A 21,607-nucleotide genomic window follows, 5' to 3' on the forward strand; every position below is an offset into this window, starting at 1 on the left:
AACACCACAAATTCGATAAATAAATCGCCGCGCCTTTATCGTCGATTTATTTGAGCGTATTGAAATCGCGGTAAAAATTGTCCGATTCGCCGCGAATACTTTTCGAAAATATTTCGCATAACTTTCGGGGCTCGCTTCCACTAAGATCGCGACGTGCATAATGAGGAGACCCCTTCCAATGAGCGACCCCGCCCTCGACACGGCCCTGCCGGCCGCCCCGCTCGCCGCCGCCGCCACTGTCGCGGCGAAACCCGCGGCCGGCGCCATCGCGAACGAACATCTGCTCGACGCGATGCGGGGCTTCGCCGCGCTGCTGGTCGCCTACTTCCACTGCCGCCAGGTCACGTGGATCGGCATGGGCGCGTTCCACCATTCGGGCGCGAGCCTGGCCGACCCCGGTACGATCGCCGCGTGGCTCACGCTGCCGGTCGCGTGGGGATCGGCCGGCGTGCCGATCTTCTTCGTCATCAGCGGTTATTGCATCCATCGCAGCGGCGCGGCGCGGCTCCTCGCGAATCCGGACTACCGGCTCGACGCGCGGCAGTTCTGGCTGCGCCGCTTCGTGCGGATCTACCCGGTGCTGTTCGCCGCGCTGCTGCTGACCGCCGCCGCCGATACGATCAGCCTGTCGCTGCCGCCCGTGAGCCACAAGATTCTCGACATCGGCCCGCGCGCGTTCCTCGTGAACCTGCTGTCGCTGCAAGGCGCGGCCGGCAAGACCTACGGGTCGAACGGCGCGCTGTGGACGCTGTCGATCGAAGTGCAGTTCTACGCCATCTATCCGCTGCTGTTCGCGCTGCGCCGGCGTATCGGGCTCAATGCGACGCTGCTCGGCGTCGCCGCGATCAACGTCGTGTCCGCGCTGACGCTGGAACGGCACGACGTAATCGTGTTCACGTCGTACTGGTTCTCGTGGATGCTCGGCGTATGGATCGCCGAAGTCCGGCTGCGCAATGCGAATGCCCGGATTCCTTATGGTTATCCGCTCGCCGCCGCGCTCGCGGCGGCGGGTTGCGCGGCGTTCCACTTCGGGCAGTACGGCGCGTTCCAGTTATGGGCCGCCGCGTTCGCGTGCTGGCTCGTGAACGCGCTCGGCCGGCCCGCGCCGACCACTGCCGGCCCGCTGATGCAGACGCTCGCGAAAATCGGCGACTTCAGCTACTCGCTGTACCTGATCCATCTGCCGCTGTTCGTGCTCGGTGCGTCGCTGCTGTTCCGCTCGTCGCTGCAGGCGTCGATCTGGCCGTCGTTCGCGTTCACGCTCGCGGTGCTGCCGGTCGCGTGGGTGTTCTATCAACTGTTCGAGCGGCCCGCGCTGCTGGTCACGCGGCGGCTTCGGCGTCAGCCTGCGGCCACGGCGACTGCGTGACCGCGGTGCGGCGGGTGGCCTGCCGTTGAATCGAAGGCCGCCGTTGCCGCCCGCCGGTTTCGCGCATAAAAGCATTCGCGCCGACCCGACACATCAGCCGGCCGTAGCGCGCTGACGCCGGCTGCCCGCCATCGAGCAACACGGCCGTTCCGCGATCCCACGCGAAACGGCCGCCTCGTTCCCCCCCTTCCCTCACGACGCCATCGCGACGTCCGTCAACACGCGCTCGACCGCCGCCACATAACGCTGCTTGCCGAACCGCCGCCGCGCCGTCTCCAGCCCGCTCGCGCCGAGCCGCTCGCGCAGCGCCGGGTCGGCGCGCAGCGCGGCGATCGTCGCGGCCAGTTCGTCCGCGTCGCCCGGCTTGCACAGCAGCCCGTTCGCGCCGTGCTCGACAATCTCCGTCACGCCGCCGTCGCGCGACGCGACGACCGGCCGCCGCGCGAGCATCCCTTCGACGACGACGCGCCCGAACGGCTCCGGCGTGATCGACGTATGCGCGACCACATCGACCGCGCGCATGCACGCGGCGATGTCGTGCCGGAAGCCGAGAAAATGCACGCGGTCCGCGAGCCCATGCGCGGCGACGAACGCGCGCAACTCCGCGTCATAGGCATCCTCGCCGAACAGCGGCGCGCCGACGAACACCGCATGCACGTCGCGCTCCTTCAGCAATGCTTCGAGCAGCACGTGCTGCCCCTTCCAGCGCGCGAGCCGGCTGAACGCGCCGACGAGGAACACGTCGCGCGGCAGCCCGATCCGCTCGCGCAACTGCGCCTGCGACACGCCGTTCAGCGCGTCGAACGGCGCTTCGTCCACGCCGTTGTGCACGACGTCGATCCGTTTCGGGTCGAAGTTCGTCAGCGCCGCGAACACGCTCGCCGACGCCTCCGAATTCGCGATCACATGGGCGAGCCCGAGCTTCGCGCAGCCCTTGATGACCGCGCGCTGCACGCGGCCGAAATGGTCCGCGCTGACGATGTCGCGCAGATGCCAGACCACCGGCTTGCGCGCGAGCTTGCCCGCGATCACGCCGATCACCATCGCGCGCTGCGTGTTCGCGTAGAGCACGTCCGCGTCGCGCGCGCGGCGGCGCGTGGCGCGCACCAGCGACGCGATGCCGGTCAGCATCGACAACCTCGGCGCGGCGCCGCCGTCGCGGCGCACATGGCGCAATCCGTTTGCCGCCAGCACCTCGACGCGCGCGCCGGCTGCGTCGAGCGCCTCGCGGAACGGCCCGTCGTCGAACAGCACGACGTCGATGCGCGCGCGCAGCCCCTTCACCACTTCGAGCAGCGACAGTTCCGCGCCGCCGAGCACGCCGCTCTGGTCGATCGCGAGCACGCGCGGGGTGCCCGGCGCGGGAGGCACGCGCGCCGGCGGCGGATCGGCGGCGCGCATGCGCCGCGCCGCGCCGGCCGACACGCCCGGCACGGCCTTCGCGACTTCCGCGACGAACCGCTCGCGAAACCGCGCGGCCGAGAACCGCTCCGCATTCGCGCGGCAATCCTCCGCGCGAATGCGGCCCGGCTCGCGCTCGAACGCATCGACGGCCGCGACGATCGCGTCCGCGCTCTGTTCCTCGAAGAAAAATCCGGTCGGCCGGCTCTGCGTGAAGTCGCGCACCGTCTCCAGCGCGCCGCCCTTCCCGTACGCGATCACCGGCGTGCCGCACGCCTGCGCCTCGACCACCGAGATCCCGAAGTCCTCCTCCGCCGCGAACACGAACGCCTTCGCGCGCCGCATCCGGTCGTGCAGCACCGCGAACGGCTGATAACCCAGCACCTCGACGTTCGGCACCGCCTTCGCGCGGATTTTCTGCATGTCCGGCCCGTCGCCGATCACCACCAGCTTGCGGTGCGGCGTGCGCGCGAACGCCTCGACGATCAGGTCGATCTTCTTGTACGGCACGAGCCGCGACGCGGTCAGATAAAAGTCCTCTTTCTGCGTTTCGAGCGCGAACGCATCGACGTCCACCGGCGGGAACACCACCGCCGCGTCGCGCTGATAGACCTTGTGGATGCGCCGCGCGATGAACGCCGAGTTCGCGACGAACTGATCGACCGAATTCGCGGTCCGCACGTCCCAGTTGCGGATGTAATGCAGGATCAGCCGCGCGAGCGCGGACTTCAAACCGCGCGTCAGGTGCGACTCCTTCAGGTATTGATGCTGAAGGTCCCACGCATAACGGATCGGCGAATGCACGTAGCTGATGTGAAACTGGTCTGGGCCGGTCAGCACGCCCTTCGCGACCGCGTGGCTGCTCGATATCACGACGTCGTAGCCGGACACGTCCAGTTGCTCGATCGCGAGCGGCATCAGCGGCAGCCACGCGCGGTATTTTTTGCGCGCGAGCGGCAGCCGCTGGATGAACGACGTCGTCACCGGCTTGCCGCGCAGGAACGCGCGGTCGTCGACGAAATCGACCACCGCGAACAGGTCCGCATCCGGAAAACACGCGATGATCTGTTCGAGCACGCGCTCCGCGCCCGCATAGGTGACGAGCCAGTCGTGCACGATCGCCACGCGCGGCGCACGTCCCGCGCGCGGCCGCGCGAGCGGTCCCGCCCCGGCGCGGCGCGCGGCCGCCGGATCGCGCCAGCCGGCCGGGACAACGGCGCGTTCGGACGACGCCGCTTCGTCGATAAGTTCGTGACTCATGCGCTTTTCCGTAGGTTCAGTCGAAAGAGAAGGGAGCGGGCGTAGCCGCGCAGCATCGGCGTCGTCGCGACCGACCACACCACGTTCGCGCCCGCGAGCACGACCCCCGCGCCGATCGCGTACAGCGCGCCCGGCAGCCACCAGGCGAACGCAAGCGCGGCCGCGAGGAAGCTCAGATGCGCGAGCAGATCGACGACGATCGTGCGGGAGTGGATGCGCGCGAGATACAGCAGCACTGCGTAGTCGAACAGCGCGCGCACCAGCACGGCGGCCGCCGCGCCCGGCAGTCCGAAGCGCCAGATGCCGAGCCACAGCAGCCCGGCGAACAGAGGCAGTTCGATCAGGCCGACGCGCGCGGTGACGGCCGGGTTGTTCTGCGCCTGAATGAGAATCCGCGTGACGCTCGCCTGTCCGACGAGCCACACCGCGACGATCAGCACGCGGCCGACCGGCGCGCCGTGCGCGGCGAGTTCCGGCCCGACCCATGCGCGCAGGAACGGTTCGAGCACGACGATCGCGCCGATCGCGACCGGCGTGAACACGCCGTTCAGGAATTGCAGCGACTGCGCGGCGATCTCGTCCGCGTGCTCGCGGCGCAGCGCGGACAGCCGCGGAAACAGCGTGCGCACCAGCGCGTTCGGCACCATGTTCAAGCGCGTGACGAGGTTCTGCGGCACCGTGTAGTAGGTGACGAAACGCGCGCCGAGGCCCGCGCCGAGCATCATCCGGTCGAGCGAATCGGCGATCATCGTCGTGATGCTCGCGATCAGCATCCAGCCGCCGAAGTTGAACAGCGCCTTCGAGGTGTCGAAGCGCGGCCCGCGCACCTCGCGGATGCCGAGCACGCGCAGCGCGGAGCGCGCGAGCAGCAGCGCCGCCAGCAACCGCGCGACGACGGCCGCCGCGAGCACCGTTTGCAGGTTCGGCGCGATCGCCCACGCGGCCGCGAGCGGCAGCAGTTGGAACAGGAACGTGCCGAGCGTCTGGTTCGTGTTGTAGATGCCGAAGCGTTCCGCGCCGTTGATCGCGCCGGCGAACACCCACGACACGTTCGCGAGCGGAATCGCCACGGCGAGCCACGGCAGCGCGAGATAGACTTCGCGCCGCAGTTCCGGTGAAACGTGCGTGAAGTACGCGGTGTAGACCGCGCCGCCCGAATAGATCAGCAGGCCGCCGATCGCGCCGGTCGTCAGGTTCAGCCAGAACGCGCTCCAGAACACGCGCGCGCATTCGTCGCCGTCGTTCGACGCGTGCGCCTTCGAGATATGGTTCTGCGCGGCCATGCTCATGCCGAGATCGAGCACGCTGAAATAGCCGATCAGCGTCCACACCAGCGCGACCACGCCGTACCGCTCGACGCCGAGCAGCCGGATGTACGACGGCACCGTGACGAGCGACACGAAGGTCGGCAGCACGAGGCCGAACAGGTTGATCGCGACGTTGCGCAGTATTCCCTTGTCCATGAGCCCTTCCGGTTTGGCGGCCCGCTCGCCGCCCGTTGCCCACCGCCCGCTTACGCAGGCTTCCAGCGATACATCAGCACCTTGCCGCGCGCGTCCTCCTCGACGAACACCAGGTATTCGCCGTTCGCCATCCGGTGCGCGCTGATCCCGAACGGCACGTCCACCCAGCCCGACGCATGGCCGACTTCCGCGCCGGGGCCGAACGCGCCGATCTCCTTCGCGCTGTCCTTGTCGTACACGTGCACGTTGCCGGCCGGTTCGACGACGAACAGGTATTGCCCTTCGACGGTGAGCCCGGCCGGCGTGACCGGCGGCTTCGCGCGCGGGTCCCACGGCAGGCGCAGTTCGTAGCGCGGCTTCGGCTTGCCGCCCGACCAGCCGTCGTAGCGGACCAGCACGCGCCCCGCCTCTTTCCAGAAGCCGGGGTCGTGCGGCGCATCGGCGGTGTAGCCGGTCGCGTACAGCGTGTCGGTCTGCGGCTCGTACAGCACGCGATGCACTTCGTTGAACGGCGCGGGCACCGGGTACTTCTTCAGGTCCGCATACGCATAGATGGGGTTGCCCTTCGCATCGAGGCCGCCGAAGCCGAAGCGCACGATGTCCTTCTCGTCGCGCGCGCGCCAGATGTCGCCGCGCGTGTCGATCCACCAGCCCCAGCCGCCCGCGAGTTTTTCGCGGTCGGGGTTGCGCGTGAATTCGTCCGCGTCGAACGCGCCGTTGCCGTTCGCATCGCGCCAGATCCAGTCGCCGCCCGGCGGCGCGTTCGGCACGTGCTCGACCGGCCGCCCGCGGCCCGCGATGAAGCCGGACGGAATCGCGGTCTCGCCGTCGCGCTTCGGATCGAAGCGGTAGATCTTCAGGTGGTCCGCGTACATGTCGGTCAGGTACAGGAACGTGTGGCCGTTCAGCGCGCGCGCGGTCGGCAGGCCCGGCCACTGGTCGGTGTGAAAAACCGGGTCGTCCGGGTAGCGGAAGCGGTTCGACAGGAATCCGACGTAAGTCCAGTCCTGGCCCGGCGGCTTCGACAGGTCGATCTCGAAACGCTTGTTGCCGGTGTAGACGCTGTTCGGCCGCGCCGGGTCCAGCCACGCGCCGTCGACGAACAACAGCCCCTGTACCTGCCACCGCCGCCGGCCGTCCGGCGCGTAGCTTTCGAGCGTCGCGCCAAGGCCCGCGCCGATCGTGTCGTGGCGCGGGCCGATGCCGTTCGTCGACACGTACACGTTGCCCTTCGCATCGGCCGCGACGCCGGTCAGGCCGTTGAAGCGGCCCGGCCCGGGCCGTCCCGGCACGCCGGAGAAAATGCCGCCGCGTTCGCCTAGCGTCGCGGTCTGCGCGTAGCCGTTCGCGCCGCGCGTATAGATCAGGATCTGCTGCCGGGGACCGTTGTCCGCCACAAGGATGCGCTGCTGCGGATCGATCGCGATGTCGACCGCGACCGTATCGGCCGGCAACGACAGCGCATCGCCCGCCGCGCGGCCGTCGCTCGCGTAGTGCGCGATCTTCGGGGGGCCGCCCAGCGTATCGGTCAACGCCCACACCGAGCCGTCGGCCGCGAGCGCGAGGCGGCCCGGCTCGTGCGCGTCCCATTGGCCCTTGCGCTGCATCGTCGAGGCGTCGTAGACCTCGATGCGGTTCATCGGCGTGTTCGCGACGTATAGCATCGTATCGCTCGCCGCGAGACCGCCGATGCCGGCCTTCGTGCCGGCCGGCACGTCGTTGATCTTCAGGAACGCGCCGGATAACTGCGCATGCGGATTCAGCGGATCGGCGGGCGGCTGGAACGCGGCCGCGCGCTTCGTGTCGTCGAGCGGCCGGCGCGTGACGCCGTACCACTGCTGCCCCTTCGGCGGCCAGATGCCGCCGCCGATCAGGCGGCCCTTCTCGTTGCCGACGCCGACCGCCGCATACAGATAACGGCTGTTCACCGCGACCGCGCTGCCGCCGCTGCCGCCCCAGCCATGCGTGCCGCCGGCGAAGCCGAGCATCTTGCCGTCCTGGTACGCGCTGATCTCGCCGCCGCTTTCGTCCCACGGCGCATTGGTGAACACCTTGCCGTCGCGCGTGACGGCGATCGCGGCGATGTCGATCTGCGTCCACGCGCCTTGCCCGTAGCCGTACGTATTGCCGATCCACGAAGTCGTGACCGGCAATTGCGGCGCGGCGACCGTCTGCACGGACGACGTGCAGACGAACACGGTCAGCGCGGCAAGCGCGAGCAGGCGGCCCGGACGGCGATCGAAACGTGGCGACGACAAGGGGAATTCCTCCGCAACAGTAACGGCGATCCGCTGGATCATGCCGTATATCCGGGGAATAAAATCCGCGCCAATAAGCGAAAATAATTCAAAAAAATTCAGTTTTTATTTAGCTGTTTTTCACGCTTTTAACCGCTTATAAAGTCGTTGTGAAATACGCATGAAAGCCATGCAGCACGGCCGCGCACCGCATTCGTGCGCCTTCTTCCGGACCGGCACCGGTATCTTTTTCGCATCCGCGCAAAGGTTATGCCGCGTGAATTCGAACGGATTACCGGATTCCCAATTCAGGCAATTCAATATATTTCGGCTTTTTGACCAATTAATTCTTTCTAGAATGAATTCGACTTCGCCTCCATCCACCCACGCGCGGGCCGCCCTGCACAGGAGACCGCGCGCGAACCGCACCCGTATACGATGACAGCGACGCCTCTCGCCACGCCCTCCTCGCCGTCTCACCGGATCGTCCAGCTCGACGGTCTGCGCGCGATCGCCGTGCTCGCGGTGTTCGCGCAGCACGCGCTGCGCGCGCCGCTGTGGATGGGCGTGGACCTGTTCTTCGTGCTGAGCGGTTTTCTGATCACCGGCATCCTGCTCGAACGCAAGTCGCGCGGACAGTCGTACTTCAGCTACTTCTACGCGCGCCGCGCGCGCCGCATCCTGCCGCCCTACGTGCTGCTGATGATCGTGTCGTCGCTGCTGTTCGGCCTCGGCTGGGCGAAACACTGGCCGTATTACGCGTTCTTCGCGACGAACATCGGCGACGCGCTGAACGAAAGCGGCCACGACAGCCTGAACATCCTGTGGTCGCTCGCGGTCGAGGAGCAGTTCTACATCTTCTGGCCGTTCGTGATCCTGCTGGTGCCGATGCGCGCGATCGCGGCGGTCGCGGCCGCGCTGATCGTCGGCGTGCCGGTGCTGCGCGCGATCGCGACGCCGTGGTTCGATTCGTTCTGGCCCATCTATTACCTGACGCCGTTCCGGATGGACCTGCTCGCGGCCGGCGCGCTGCTCGCCGTCGCGGTGCGGCGCGACCGCGACGCGCTGGAGCCGTTCCGCATTCCGGCCGTGATCTTCTTCTTCGCGGCGCTCGCGGTGCTCGCGTGGCTGCATCTGCATTTCCCGCGCTTTCGCGCGGCGAACACGCCGCTGTCGAACGCGGCGCTGTACAGCGTGTCGCTCGTGCTGTGCACGTCGGCCGTCGTGATCGCGCTGCAGTCGAAGGGCATCGTGCGGCGCGTGCTCGCCAACCCGGTGCTCGTGTACGTCGGCACGATCAGCTACACGATCTACCTGATCCACCTGACGATCCTGTACGCAGTGTGGCCGCTGCATTACGGCCGCTATCCGAGCGCCGCGCTCGCGCTCGCGCTGACTCTCGCGTATGCGAGCGCGAGCTGGTTCCTGTTCGAAAAGCGGCTGACGCGCGGCCCGCGCGCGCGACATGCGCTGCCGCAGCCGGCGGTGGCCGGCACGTCGGGCATCCGCTCCTGACGACGGCCCGCGACGACCTTTCATCCCTCCCTCAACACTTCCAGACTCCAGAAAAGGCGGACTTCATGAACGACCGACGCAAAGCGATCATCACCGGCGTATCGGGCCAGGACGGCGCGTATCTGACGAGGCTCCTGCTGGACAAGGGCTATCACGTCGTCGGCACGTACCGCCGCACCAGTTCCGTCAACTTCTGGCGGATGAACGAACTCGGCATCCTCCAGCACCCGGCGCTGGAACTCGTCGAGCACGACCTGACCGACGCGGGCTCGACGCTGCGCCTGCTCGAACGCTCGCACGCGAACGAGGTGTACAACCTCGCCGCGCAGAGCTTCGTCGGCGTGTCGTTCGACCAGCCGGTGACGACCGCCGAAGTCACCGGCATCGGCGCGCTTAACCTGCTCGAAGCGATCCGCGTCGTGAATCCGCAGACCCGCTTCTATCAGGCCTCCACGTCCGAGATGTTCGGCAAGGTCCGCGCGGTGCCGCAGTGCGAGGACACGCCGTTTTATCCGCGCAGCCCGTACGGCATCGCGAAACTGTTCGCGCACTGGTCCACGATCAACTACCGCGAGTCGTACGGAATGTTCGCGACGAGCGGCATCCTGTTCAACCACGAATCGCCACTGCGCGGCCGCGAATTCGTCACGCGCAAGATCACCGACTCGGTCGCGAAGATCAAGCTCGGCAAGCTGCCGATGCTCGAACTCGGCAACCTCGACGCGAAACGCGACTGGGGTTTCGCGCTCGAATACGTCGAAGGCATGTGGCGCATGCTGCAGGCGAGGCAGCCCGACACCTACGTGCTCGCGACCGGCCGCACCGAGACCGTGCGCGACTTCGTGACGATGGCGTTCGCGGCGGCCGGCTATCAGCTCGAATGGTCCGGACGCGGCGAACGCGAAACCGGCGTCGACATCTCGACCGGCCGCACGCTGGTGCGCGTGAACCCGCGCTTCTACCGCCCGGCCGAAGTGGACCTGCTGATCGGCGACGCGAAGAAGGCCCGCGACGCGCTCGGCTGGCACCCGCAGACCTCGCTGGAGCAGTTGTGCCAGATGATGGTCAACGCGGACCTCACGCGCAACGAACACCATGACACCTTCTGACAACCTGGGCGCACGCGCGCTGATCACCGGGCTCGGCGGCTTCACCGGCCGCTACATGGCCGAGCGCCTGCGCGCCGACGGCTACCGGATTCACGGCACCGTGCAGGGCGCCGCGGACCTCGACGCAATCGACGCCGCCGCGCACGACGTTCACGCGGTAGACCTGCGCGACCCGCGCGACGTCGCGGCGGCGATCGACGCGATCCGGCCCGACGTGGTCGTGCATCTGGCCGGCATCGCGAACGTCGCGCACGGCGACATCGCGAACACGTGGCTCGTGAACGTGGTCGGCACGCGCAACCTGCTCGCGGCGCTCGCGCGGCTCGACAGGCCGCCGCGCGCGGTGCTGCTCGCGAGCAGCGCGAACGTGTACGGCAACGCGACCGAAGGCGTGATCGACGAAACCGTGCCGCCGGAGCCGGCGAACGACTACGCGGCGAGCAAGCTCGCGATGGAGTTCGCGTCGCGCACGTTCAGCGCGCGGCTGCCGCTGATCTTCGCGCGGCCGTTCAACTACACCGGCGTCGGCCAGAGCGCGGACTTCCTGCTGCCGAAGATCGTCGAGCACTACGCGCGCCGCGCGAAGACGATCTCGCTCGGCAACACCGACGTGAGCCGCGATTTCTCGGACGTGCGTTTCGTCGTCGATGCCTATGCACGGCTGCTGCACGCCGCGCCGCGCGGCGAGATCTTCAACGTGTGCTCGGGCGTCGGGCGCACGCTCGGCGACGTGCTCGACACGCTGGCGCGCGTCGCCGGCTACCGGATCGACGTGCGCATCGATCCGCGTTTCGTGCGGCCGAACGAGGTCCGCACGCTGACCGGCTCGAACGCGAAACTGCGCGACGCGATCGGCGAACTGCAACCGGTGCCGCTCGAAGAGACGCTGCGGTGGATGTACGAGGATGCGCGCGAGCGTTATGAATCGCTGCGGATGACGGCGTGAATTCATCCCCTTGCCGGTGGGCGGCCGCGCGCCGCCCGCTTTCGTTTATAGCCTTTGTCGCCTTTGTCGCCTTTTTCGTCATTGTCGCCGCCACGCGCGAACGCGCCTCGGCGCTATCGTGAAGCCGACTGCCGCTTCATGACGACGCGCGCACAAGACAACCGTCCGCTCACGCGCTTCGCGTAAAACGAACGGGGCGCGCCGTTCGACCGCCGCGCCCCGCTCCCTTCTCCGACGCGTCAAGCCGCGATCGCCTCCGCATAAACCCCGGCAACCCGCTTCGCGACCACCGCGTTATCGAAATGACGGCGCGCATAGTCGCGGCACGCATCCGCATCCGGCAGCTTCATGCGGCCCGTGAGCGCGGCCCCGATGCCGTCCGCGATCGCGTCCGCGCCGGTCGACGCCAGCACCAGATCCTTCGACAGCCCCGCGACCGCTTCCGGCAGCCCGCCGACCGGCGTCACGAGCACCGGCGTGCCGGCCGACAGCGATTCGACGGTGATGAGCCCGAAGCCTTCGAGCGCGACGGTCGGCACGACCGACAGGTTCGCCGCGCGGTACAGCGACGGCAGATGCGCGTCCGGCACGAAGCCGAGCAGCTTCACGTTGTCCGCGAGGCCCGCGTCGTCGATCCTCTGCTGCAACTCCGCCTCCAGACGCCCCTTGCCCGCGATCAGCAGCAGCACGTCCGGATGCCGCGGCTTCAGCCGCTTCACCGCGTCGATCAGGTCTTCGAGGCCCATCCGGCGCACCAGCCGCCGCACCGCGAGGATGATCGGCCGGTCCTGCGGCAGTTGCAGCTTCATCCGCGCCTCGGCCGGCGAGCACGGCGGATCGAACTGCGCGGTGTCCACGCAGCCCGGCACCACGCGCACCCGGTCCGGCGCGATGCCGTAGCGCCGCGTCAGGATCTCGCCGAACGCCTTCGACAGCACGATCAGCCGCGACGAACGCTCGTACACCGACTGTTCGAGGTGATGCTTGATCCGCTGGCTCAGGCTCGCCGCGCCCTCGACGAAACTCTCGTCGGCCCACGGCCCCTGGAAATGCGACACCTGCGGGATGCCGCGCGTCACGTCGAGGCCGGGGAACGTGTACAGCGCGAAGTGCGACGAGATCACGTCGGGCCGCTGCTCGCGAATCTCGCGGCGCAACGCGCGGCGCGCGTCCATCAGGCGCAGCGGCAGCGGGCGCGACGCCGCGCCGAAGCCGCGGATCGCGCCGCCGCTGTCCTGCGCGACCTGCGGCGAACCGGCGACGACGCCGCGCACCTCGACGCCCGCGCCGGGCAGCGCGCCGACCAGCGAGTAATACATGCGGTCGAGACCGCCTGCGCGCTCGGGAAACCAGTGCATGCCGATCTGCAACGATTGGATGGATTGAGTGTTCATCGCGTGGGGTTCCTCGGGTGGTCTTTTATCGATTCGTGGAATGACGTCATGGCGTTTTCGCGTGGCCGAACGCCGGGCCGGGCGCGAGCGGCGCGGGTTCGTCGCAGTCGGCGGCCTCTTCATGGCGCTCGTGCCGCTCATCGCGCGCGGCGGCCGGCGTGCCGCCGGCCAGTTGCCGGTACAGCGCGATGTACTGCGCGGCCATCCGCGCCCAGCCGAAGCCGCCCGCGAGCGCGGCGGCCGCGTCGCCCATCGCGCGGCGCGCGGCATCGTCGCCGGCCAGTTGCGCGATCGCGCCCGCGAGCGCCGGCGCGTCGTCCGGGTCGTCGAGCACGATCCCGCATTCGGGCGTGATGATCTCCGCGCCGCCCGCCGTGCGCGCGGTGACGACCGGCAGGCCGGACGCCATCGCTTCGAGCAGCGACAGGCTCATCGCCTCGTAGCGCGACGGAAACACATACGCATCGACCGAGCGCATCAGCACCGGCATCTCGCGCACGAGGCCGAGAAAATGCACGCGCGACGCGATGCCGAGCGCGCGCGCCCGGTCCGGATACGGGCTGCCCGGCAGATAACCGGCGACCGCCAGATGCACGTGCTCCGGCAGTTGCTTCATCGCGTCGAGCACGGTGCCGAGGTTCTTGCGCGGCGTGCGCAGGTCGCCGACGAACAGCAGCAGGAACGCGCCGGGCGGCAGGTCGAACTTCGCGCGGTCGCCGTGCGCGGCCGCGAAACCCTGCGTATCGACGCCGTTGTAGATCACGTCGAGCCGTTCGACCGGATGCCCGCCCGACGCGCGGATCTCGTCCGCGACCTTCCTCGACACCGCCGCGATCACGCGGGTGCGCCGGTAGGCCCAGCGTTCCAGCACCGCGTTCGCGCGGGTATAGACGAACTGGTACGCGGACCACAGGCCGCGCGTGAGCCCGAACGGGTAGTACTTGCTGCGCGCCCAGCCGCCGTGCACGAAGTGCGCGGTGTTCACGTCGGCGCGCGCCCACGTGATGAAGCCGTTCACGTGCAGCACGTCGAACTCGCGGCGATGGCGGCGCAGCCACAGCGCGCTCTTCGCGGCGAACACCTGCTGCCGCAGCAGGTTGGTCGGCCACCAGCGCGACGGCTGCACGCGCACCCAGTTCACCGCCGGATGCGCGGCCAGGTCGGGCGCGACGTGCGACGCGATCAGCGTGACCTCGAACCCCTCGTTCAGCGCGGCGCGCGCGATCTCGTGATTCACGCGGCCCTGGCCGTCGTTGTGGCGCACGACGTGCGTGACGATGGCGACTTTCATGGTGCGACTCTCAATCGGAAACCTCCGTGGTGCGGGCGGCGCCGCGTTGCGTCAGCTTGTGCCAGTGGCCCGCGCCGAGGATGGAAAACACGCTCGAAAACAGCAGCAGGCCGCCGGTGCCGACGAGCGAGTTCGTGAACACCAGCATCGCGAAGATCGCGACCGCGAGGCTCATGCACGCGGACACGTAGCGGTCGTGCTTCAGCCGGAACGACACCCGCACCGCGCGCGCGAGCAGCCACAGCACGCCGGACAGATACAGCAGCGTGCCGGGCCAGCCGAGCACGAACGGAATGTTCATCACGCCGCTGTCGAAGCTGCCGTACTTGCCGAGTTCGCCGTTGTTGCTGGACAGCTTCGTCGACGCGCCGGTCGCGCCGAGCCCTTCGCCGGTCACGTCGGTGAACGCGGTTTTCGCGAAGTCCGCGTAGAACTGGTTGCGCGCCTCGTAACTCTGGTCGTCGCTCAGGTTCACGAGCGTGGAAAGACGCGCCTGCATCCGGTCGGCGACCGGGCCGATCGCGAGCAGCGGCACGCACACCGCCGCGAGCACCAGCGCGCTGACGACGATGCGGATGCGCACCCGGTTGCTCGACTTCACCAGCTGGATCAGCATCGCGATCGCCCAGCCGCCCCACGTCGAGCGCACCAGCGACAGCGCGAACGCGAAGAAGCCGAACGCGGCCGCGACCCAGCGCACGCGATGCTGCGCGGCCATCACGAACACCATCGCGCCCATCATCGCGAACGCGAACGGTCCCGATGAATTCATCGTGCTGAACACGCGCACGCCGAGCGGCACCGGGTCGCCCTGCGAGTTCATGTCGGAGCCGATCATCCACATCGCGTCCCACTGCGGCATCACGAAGAACTGCACGAGCCCGTAGGCGCCCATCACGAGCATCCCGTAGATGAACGAATTCACGATCGTCCTGCGGTACTCCGGGTACTGGCGCGCGTTCGCCATGATGTGAAAGCCGATCAGCAGCGGATACGCCCAGTTCGCGAGGTCGTAGGTGGCCGCGAGCGGCCCGCTCGACACGACGCCGACGACGAACGCGTACAGCAGCCCGAGCAGCGCGAGCAGCACCGGCAGCCCGCGCCGCTGCGCGAGGATCGGGTAATAGCGGACGAGCGACAGCGCGCTGATCATCGTGACCGCGAGCGGCGCGATCTGGATCAGGCTGGTCGGCGTGAACGCGCCCTTGCCGTAGTCCGCGAGCCGCCGCACCTCGGGGCTCAGGAACCACATCCACCACATGAAGCCGACGTAGCGCGCCGGGTTCACGAAGTACAGCCACAGGCCCGTCGCGACCGACAGCACCGGGAACGCAAGCGTCAGCACCGTGCCCTGGTGCGCGAGCACCAGCAGCGCGGTGACGACCCACAGCAGCAGCGGCGGCAGCGTATCGCGGCCGAGCGCGCCGCGCAGGCCGCGCGCGCGGCGGCGCGCGCCGGGCGGTTCCGGCGACGCGGCGACCGCGAACGCGCCTGTCGGTGGCATCCGCATCGTCACATCCTGCCCGGCCACTGGCCGGAAGCGTTGCGCACCGCGTCGGGGGAAAGCGGCGCGGCGTCCAGATCCGCGCCCACGCCGGCCCCGGCATCGCGCTGGTTCAGCATCTCGCGCGTCAACTGCGCGTGCTGCCGCGCGAAGTGCTGGGTGGTGAGGTCGCGCTCGCGCAACTGCCCGCACGCGGCCTGCGCCTGCCGCAACGCGCGCGACGGCGCGTCCAGCAGCGCGTTCACCGCGGCGCGCAACTGCGCCGGATCGAACGGCTCGACGTACGACACCGCGTCGTCGTCGAAGTAGTCGTCGAGCGCGCCGACGCGCGTCGCGACCATCGGCTTGCCGAGCGCGGCCGCTTCGAGCATCACCGTGATCCCGGACGCGTGCGTGTTCGGCCGCAGCGGCACGACGATCAGGTCGGCCCATTCGTAGAGCGCGTGCTGCTCGTCGATGCCCGACACGCGCACGATCTCGACGTTCGGCGCGCGCACCGACGCGGGAATGCGCCGCCGCGTCGCGATCCGCACCGCGTAGCGCGCATCGTGGCCGAGCGCCGTCGCGAGCGTCGTCCAGTCGCGGTCGCGGTCGTTGCCGATCGCGGCGACGCGCAGCGGCGTATGCGGCTGCCACTGCGACGGCGGCCGCAGCGGGAAGTCGTTCGTGTTCAGCCCATAGAACACGTGGCGCGCGGCGCGGCCGAAATAACGGCCGCACAGCGCGGCGTTCTCGCTCGCGAGCGTCGTCAGCAGGTCCGCGCGCGCCAGCAGCCGGCGATACAGCGCGCGCCGCAGCGGCCCGTAACCGGGCCAGCGGTCGAGCAGCCACACGCTCTGCGCGAGCAGCAGCGGACGCCTGCCGCGCCGGCGCGCGTTCATCAGCAACAGCAGCGACACCGCCAGATGCTCCTGCTCGGTATGCGTCCACACCGCGTCCGCCGCGAGGATCGCGCGGCGGTTGCGCCACGTATGGACGAAGTCGAAACCGAGCGCCGCCTTCAGCGCGCGGCGCACGAAGCGCACCGGGCGGCTCTCCGCCGCGTCGCGCGAATAGTTCAGCGCGAACTCGTCGGACTCCGCGTGGTGATAGCCGTACAGGCAGCCGATGTCCTCGCCTTTCCGGTAGTGGCGCGGGTCGGCGCCGTAGAACAGATGGACGTGGACTTGCGTGGCGGTCATGCGTGCTCCTCCGTGGGTTCGATGGCGGGCGGCGGCAGATCGCGGACGCTCACCGCATCGCGCGGCGGGCTTCGCGCGCGCCGCCGCGCACCGCGCGCCATTGCGCGAACGCGGCGAGCGGCGCGCTGCGGCCGCGCAGCACGCCGAGACCCGTATGCAGCAGGCCCGGATACACGCGCGTGCCGACGAGCGCATACCACCACCACGCGGTCTCGCGGTGCAGCGGCGGCAGATGCGCGCGCAGGATCAGATGCAGGTTGTAGGCGGCGTTGCGCTTCGACGCGAGCGTCTGCGCGTTGCGCGGGTCCTCGCCGAAACGCGGCGCCGGAAAATGATCGACCGCGACGAGCGGGTCGTACACGAGCTTCCAGCCCGCGCGCTTCACGCTCATGCTGAACGCCATGTCGTTGTGGACCTGCGCGCCCGCGCCGCGCAGCCGGCTGTCGAAGCGCTGCCCGCGAATCGCGTCGCGCCGGTAGCTCATGTTCGCGCCCTTCAGCAGATCGACTTCGCGCGCGCCGCCGACGCCGAGGTGATGGTTGCCGACGATGCGTCCCGAGAGGCGCACCTTGCCGACCAGCGGCTGCTCGCCGTCGAGCACGCGGCCGTTCTCGTGCACCCAGTCGCGGCCGCCCAGCGCGCCGAGCTTCGGGTCCGCCTCGAACGCGGCCGCGATCCGCGCGAGCCAGTCCACGCGCGGCGCGGCGTCGTCGTCGGTGATCGCGATCACGTCGCCGGTCGCGGCGTCGAGGCCGCGGTTCAGCGCGGCCACCTGGCCCGGCTGATCGACCAGCGCGACGTCGACCGGCAGCACGCGCGGCGTCACGTGCTCCGCGAGACATGCGTGGGTCGCTTCGTCTTCGGCGCGCGCGACCACGACGATCTGGTCCGGCGCGCGCTGCTGGCGCAACAGCGCGGACAGGCAGCGCGCGAGATCTTCGGGGCGGCGCCAGGTCGGCACGAGTACGGTCACTTTCATCGCGTCTTTCTCGGGTTGTGCGGATCGGGAGGGGGCGGGCCGAGCCATCAGGTGCTCAGGTATTCCTGCACCGCCGTGTAGCCATAGCCGTAGCTGTTGCGCGCGCGCTGCGGCACCGCGTTGAAGATGCCGCCCTGCACGTTGACGCCGGCCGAGCGCAGCCGCTTCAGCGTGTCGGCGATCTCGCCTTCGGAATGCATGCCCGAGCGCAGCACGAGGAACGTCGAGCCCGCGTGGCCGCCGATGATCGCCGCGTCGGTCACCGCGAGCACCGGCGGCGTGTCGATCAGCAGCACGTCGTAACGCTTCGACAGCCCGTCGAGGTACTGGCCGAGACGCGGCGACATCAGCAGTTCGGACGGATTCGGCGGGCGGCGGCCGCACGACACGAAATGCAGGTTGTCGATCTCGGTCGAGCGGATCGCCTCGTCGAGCGCGATCTGGCCGGACAGCAGTTCGGAGAAACCGCCCTCCTGCGGGCCGCCCAGATAACGTTCGAGCGCGCCGCGCCGCATGTCGCCGTCGATCATCAGCACGCGCTTGCCCGAATGCGCGAGCAGCACCGCGAGGTTCGCGGTCAAAAAGCTCTTGCCGACGCCCGGCACCGAGCCGGTCAGCACGATCACGCGGTTCTTCGCGTCCATCATGCTGAACTGCAGCGACGTGCGCAGGCTGCGCAGGCTCTCGACGGTCAGGTCGCGCGGCCGCGAATTCGCGAGCACTTCGCGCAGCCGCGAGCCGCCCGGCGCGGGGCCGCGTTTTTCGAGCGCCGCCTGTTCGGACGACAGCGGCACGAGCCCGTACACCGGCAGATGGAACGAACGCTCGATCTGCTCCGCGTCGACGATGCCCTTGAACATGTTCCGGCGCAGCAGCACGAAGCCGGTGCCGAGAATCAGGCCGAGCAGCGCGGCGGCGGACACGATCAGCACGCGCTTGGGCTTCGACGGCTGGCCCGGCCGCATCGCCGAATCGACGATGTGCACGTTGCCGCCGGTGCCGACGCGCTGCACCGACAGTTCCTGGATGCGGTTCAGCAGCAGCACGTAGATGTCCTCGGCCACCTTCGCGTCGCGCTGCAATTGCACCGCCTTCACCTCGGTCGCCGGCAGGTCGCGAAAACGCGTGTCGAACTTCTGGCGTTCGCCTTCGAGCTGCGCGAGCTGCTGGCGCGCGGCGACGATGACCGGGTGCTCGTCGCCGAAGCGTTGCAGCATCGACGCGATCTGCAACTGCATCGCGGAAATCTGCTGCTCGTACTGCACGCTGCCTTCGAGGTAGATCTTCGCTTCGTCGCTCGCGTTGATCGAGCCGGATTTGCTCTGGTACGCGGTCAGCGCGGCTTCCGCGTTTTCGAGGTCGCGCTTCAGGCGCGGCTGCTCGCTGCGCAGGAAGTCGAGCATCTTGCTCGCGTCGGCCTGCTTGGTCGCGACGTGCTCGCGCAGATACGACTGCGCGAGCGCATTCGCGATGTCGGCCGCGCGCGCCGGATCGGTGTCCTCCAGCGAGATGCCGATCACGCCGGTCTGCTTGCCCTGCTCCTGCACCTGGATCGCGGACTGGAAGCCGGTGATCGCGTCGAGGTCGTTCATCCGCACGACGGTGAAGCGCGTGCCGGGCCGCGCCACGAGCCTGCTGACCAGCAGCGACACGCCGCCGCCCTGCGCGGCCTCGCCAACCCGGCCTTCGAGCAGCCGTGCGCCGTCCGGGCCGCTCACCACGTAGCGGCCGTCGTCGAGCGCGGTCAGCGTCAGCTTGCGGCCTTCGAGTTCCGGCGCGACGTCGACCGCGTCGACGTTCACGACCTCGCCGCCCCACGCGAACGAACCGAGGCCGAGCCACGGCCGCGACGGCGTGCCGGGCGTCGCGAGCCGGTTCGCCAGGTTGCCGAGCACCGGCACCGTGACCGGCGTCACCGAGAAGTTCAGGTGGAACTGCTTGACCACCGGTTCGACGACGCTGCGGCTCTTGATCATCTGGATCTCGGCGTCGGTCGGCAGCGAGCCGGACGAGCCGCTCGTGATCGACGCGCCGGTCTGCGTCTGCGTGAGCGCCTGCGACGTGTAGTCGGCCGGCTCGACGCGCACCTGGGTGTCGGCGCTGTAGACCGGTTTCGCGACGTAGCAGTAGAAGACCGCGATCGCGACGACGGCCGCCGCGATGCCGATCAGCCAGCCGATGTCGTCGACGATGACGCGCAGCAACTGGCCGAGGACGACGTCCTCTTCCTCGGTGCGGGCAGCGTGGCCCGGATGACTGGTGGGTTGCATACTCACGATTCGATCCCGATGTTTGTGGCGTTGCTCATGCCTGACCCGATATCCGTTGCAAACCGCGCGTCAGCGCGTGATCTGCCGCAGATAAAAAACGGTCTGGATGGTGGGCAGCACCTGCTGCAACACGCGGTTGAAAGTGGCCGACGACGCCGTGCCGACGTACACCACGTCCAGCGGCTGAAGCTGGAACTGGGACGACAGCATGATCGAGTCGGGCTGGGTCATGTCGAGCCGGTAGATTTCCGGCGTGGTCGGGTTGTCCTTCATCCCGCGCATCACGAAGATCTGGCGCGGGTTCGCATCGGTGTCGAGGATGCCGCCCGCCTGGGTCAACGCGTCCGCGATCGTGAGGCGGCCCTTCAGCATCGGCATCTGGGTCGGCGTCTTCACTTCGCCCATCACGAAGATGCGGCTGTCCGAGCGGTCCGGCACGTTGATGACGTCGCCGTTCTGCAGCAGCACGTCCTGGGTGGTGTCGCCGCGATCGAGCATCCGGTTCGCGTCGAGCACGTACAGCTTGTGGTCGCGCGTGAGGCGCACGCGCTGGATGTCCGCGTCGCCGGTCGTGCCGCCCGAGCGCGTGATCGCATCGACCAGCGTGAGCGGCACATCGCTGACCGCGAGCGGCCCCGGCGTCTTGACCTCGCCGGTCACCTGCACCTTCTGGCTGCGGTACGCGAGCACGCGCACGTCCACCTGCGGGTTGCGCACGTACGGCACGAGCCGCGTCGCCAGTTCGTCGCGCAGTTGCGACGGCGTCTTGCCCGCCGCGCGCAGGCGGCCGATGAACGGGAAGAAGATCGAGCCGTCGGTGGACACCGTCTGCCCGAACGGATCGGACTGGCCCGGCAGCGCGTTCGTGTACGGCTGCGTGAGCGCCTGGCCGACCGTCTGGGTGGTGTTGCCGCCCGCCGAGAAGGTGGACGCCTGCGGCGTGGACAGTTCCGGATGGTCGTACACGGTCACGCCGAGAATGTCCTGCGGCGCGATGTGATACACGTACGCGGACGGGTCCGGGTAGCGCGACGGCGGCAGATCGCTGCGCGCGGCGGCCGCGGCCGCCTGCGCCTGCTGCATCACCAGTTGCGGGTCGATCAGGCGCACCGGATAGGTCGGCTGCGGCCCGGTCTGCGACGGCTCGTCGAGCCGCGACGTGTTGAGATAGTTGCCCGGCGCGGTCGCGCACGCGGACAGGAACGCGCTCAACGTCAGCGCAATCGAAAGTTGTTTTTTCAGCATATTCGGCTCAGCCATCCCTTCACCAGACGTTCAATGAGCGCGAGGCTCTCGCGGTACGCGGCCTCGTGCAGCCCGTGCGGATCGACGACGTCGGCGTTCTCCCAGTTGCCGAGCGCGTACACCTTGCCGCGCGCGGTCGGTTCGATCCGCTCGACGTCGGACACCTGGCGGCGCTCGGTCACGAGCACGAGGTCCGCCGCGCGCACGAGTCGGCCCGTGAGCCGCCGCGCGCGATGCCGGCCGACCTCGACGCCGCGCTCGCCGAGCAGCCGCTCCATCACCGGGTCCATGTCCGCGCCTTCGAGCGCGCGCAGCCCGGCCGAATGAAACACGACGCCGCGCGTGCCCGGATGCTCGCGCTGCCACGCGCGGAACAACTGCTCCGCAGCGGGCGAACGGCATACGTTCGCGTGGCAGACGACCAGAACTTCGTTGAACATCGC

At 68.9% G+C, this 21,607-nt stretch carries 15 protein-coding genes; 4 read left to right on the forward strand and 11 right to left on the reverse strand.

Annotation, left to right across the window (positions count from 1 at the left end; all coding sequences use genetic code 11):
- Positions 1-178 precede the first annotated feature (178 nt).
- Positions 179-1,369, forward strand: a complete 1,191-nt coding sequence (locus BLV92_RS17340; protein ID WP_090547379.1) for an acyltransferase family protein — start codon at positions 179-181, stop codon at positions 1,367-1,369.
- A gap of 192 nt (positions 1,370-1,561) precedes the next feature.
- Here BLV92_RS17340 and BLV92_RS17345 read toward each other — a convergent pair whose 3' ends face one another.
- The 3 genes from BLV92_RS17345 to BLV92_RS17355 are packed head-to-tail and all read right to left on the reverse strand — an operon-like array spanning position 1,562 to position 7,691.
- The gene (locus BLV92_RS17345) at positions 1,562-4,030 is read right to left on the reverse strand and encodes a glycosyltransferase family 4 protein (RefSeq protein ID WP_244283838.1); all 2,469 of its coding nucleotides are present in this window, start codon (positions 4,028-4,030) and stop codon (positions 1,562-1,564) included.
- Entirely contained in the window at positions 4,027-5,493 is a 1,467-nt protein-coding gene (locus tag BLV92_RS32605) for an oligosaccharide flippase family protein (RefSeq protein ID WP_090547383.1), read from the reverse strand. The genes BLV92_RS17345 and BLV92_RS32605 overlap by 4 nt, the downstream gene beginning before the upstream one ends.
- Before the next feature lie 50 nt (positions 5,494-5,543).
- The gene (locus BLV92_RS17355; protein WP_244283930.1) at positions 5,544-7,691 is read right to left on the reverse strand and encodes an NHL repeat-containing protein; all 2,148 of its coding nucleotides are present in this window, start codon (positions 7,689-7,691) and stop codon (positions 5,544-5,546) included.
- 477 nt (positions 7,692-8,168) lie between these two features.
- On the opposite strand from BLV92_RS17355, the gene BLV92_RS17360 reads away from it, so the two are divergent.
- The 3 genes from BLV92_RS17360 (at position 8,169) to BLV92_RS17370 (ending at position 11,300) form a co-directional block, all read left to right on the forward strand.
- Positions 8,169-9,245: an acyltransferase family protein gene (locus tag BLV92_RS17360; RefSeq protein WP_090547385.1), complete on the forward strand. Its 1,077-nt coding sequence runs from the start codon at positions 8,169-8,171 to the stop codon at positions 9,243-9,245.
- A 65-nt stretch (positions 9,246-9,310) separates the two neighbouring features.
- Positions 9,311-10,354 (forward strand): GDP-mannose 4,6-dehydratase, encoded by a 1,044-nt coding sequence (gmd, locus tag BLV92_RS17365; protein WP_090547386.1) that lies wholly within the window; start codon positions 9,311-9,313, stop codon positions 10,352-10,354.
- Complete coding sequence (locus BLV92_RS17370; protein WP_090547388.1) at positions 10,341-11,300, forward strand: GDP-mannose 4,6-dehydratase; 960 nt, start codon at positions 10,341-10,343, stop codon at positions 11,298-11,300. The genes gmd and BLV92_RS17370 overlap by 14 nt, the downstream gene beginning before the upstream one ends.
- Positions 11,301-11,539: 239 nt before the next feature.
- Here the strand turns inward: BLV92_RS17370 and BLV92_RS17375 are convergent, their stop codons facing one another.
- The 8 genes from BLV92_RS17375 to BLV92_RS17410 form a co-directional block, all read right to left on the reverse strand.
- A complete protein-coding gene (locus BLV92_RS17375; protein ID WP_090547390.1) occupies positions 11,540-12,694 on the reverse strand; it encodes a glycosyltransferase family 4 protein in 1,155 nt (384 codons plus the stop codon).
- 46 nt (positions 12,695-12,740) lie between these two features.
- Positions 12,741-13,985 (reverse strand): glycosyltransferase family 4 protein, encoded by a 1,245-nt coding sequence (locus BLV92_RS17380; protein ID WP_090547391.1) that lies wholly within the window; start codon positions 13,983-13,985, stop codon positions 12,741-12,743.
- 10 nt (positions 13,986-13,995) lie between these two features.
- Complete coding sequence (locus BLV92_RS17385) at positions 13,996-15,495, reverse strand: glucose-6-phosphate isomerase (RefSeq protein ID WP_244283839.1); 1,500 nt, start codon at positions 15,493-15,495, stop codon at positions 13,996-13,998.
- Positions 15,496-15,497: 2 nt separating this feature from the next.
- Positions 15,498-16,670, reverse strand: coding sequence for a glycosyltransferase (locus tag BLV92_RS17390; RefSeq protein ID WP_090547393.1), 1,173 nt, complete (start codon positions 16,668-16,670; stop codon positions 15,498-15,500).
- Between the two features lie 49 nt (positions 16,671-16,719).
- The gene (locus tag BLV92_RS17395) at positions 16,720-17,649 is read right to left on the reverse strand and encodes a glycosyltransferase family 2 protein (protein ID WP_090547394.1); all 930 of its coding nucleotides are present in this window, start codon (positions 17,647-17,649) and stop codon (positions 16,720-16,722) included.
- Between the two features lie 47 nt (positions 17,650-17,696).
- Positions 17,697-19,919 (reverse strand): polysaccharide biosynthesis tyrosine autokinase, encoded by a 2,223-nt coding sequence (locus BLV92_RS17400; RefSeq protein ID WP_090547396.1) that lies wholly within the window; start codon positions 19,917-19,919, stop codon positions 17,697-17,699.
- Between the two features lie 69 nt (positions 19,920-19,988).
- Positions 19,989-21,164 (reverse strand): polysaccharide biosynthesis/export family protein, encoded by a 1,176-nt coding sequence (locus BLV92_RS17405; protein ID WP_090547398.1) that lies wholly within the window; start codon positions 21,162-21,164, stop codon positions 19,989-19,991.
- Positions 21,158-21,604 carry an arsenate reductase/protein-tyrosine-phosphatase family protein gene (locus BLV92_RS17410; protein WP_090547399.1) on the reverse strand — a complete coding sequence of 149 codons (447 nt, stop codon included), beginning with the start codon at positions 21,602-21,604 and terminating at the stop codon, positions 21,158-21,160. The genes BLV92_RS17405 and BLV92_RS17410 overlap by 7 nt, the downstream gene beginning before the upstream one ends.
- Positions 21,605-21,607: the final 3 nt, after the last annotated feature.

This window comes from Paraburkholderia caballeronis, assembly GCF_900104845.1.
Classification (GTDB): Bacteria; Pseudomonadota; Gammaproteobacteria; order Burkholderiales; family Burkholderiaceae; genus Paraburkholderia; species Paraburkholderia caballeronis.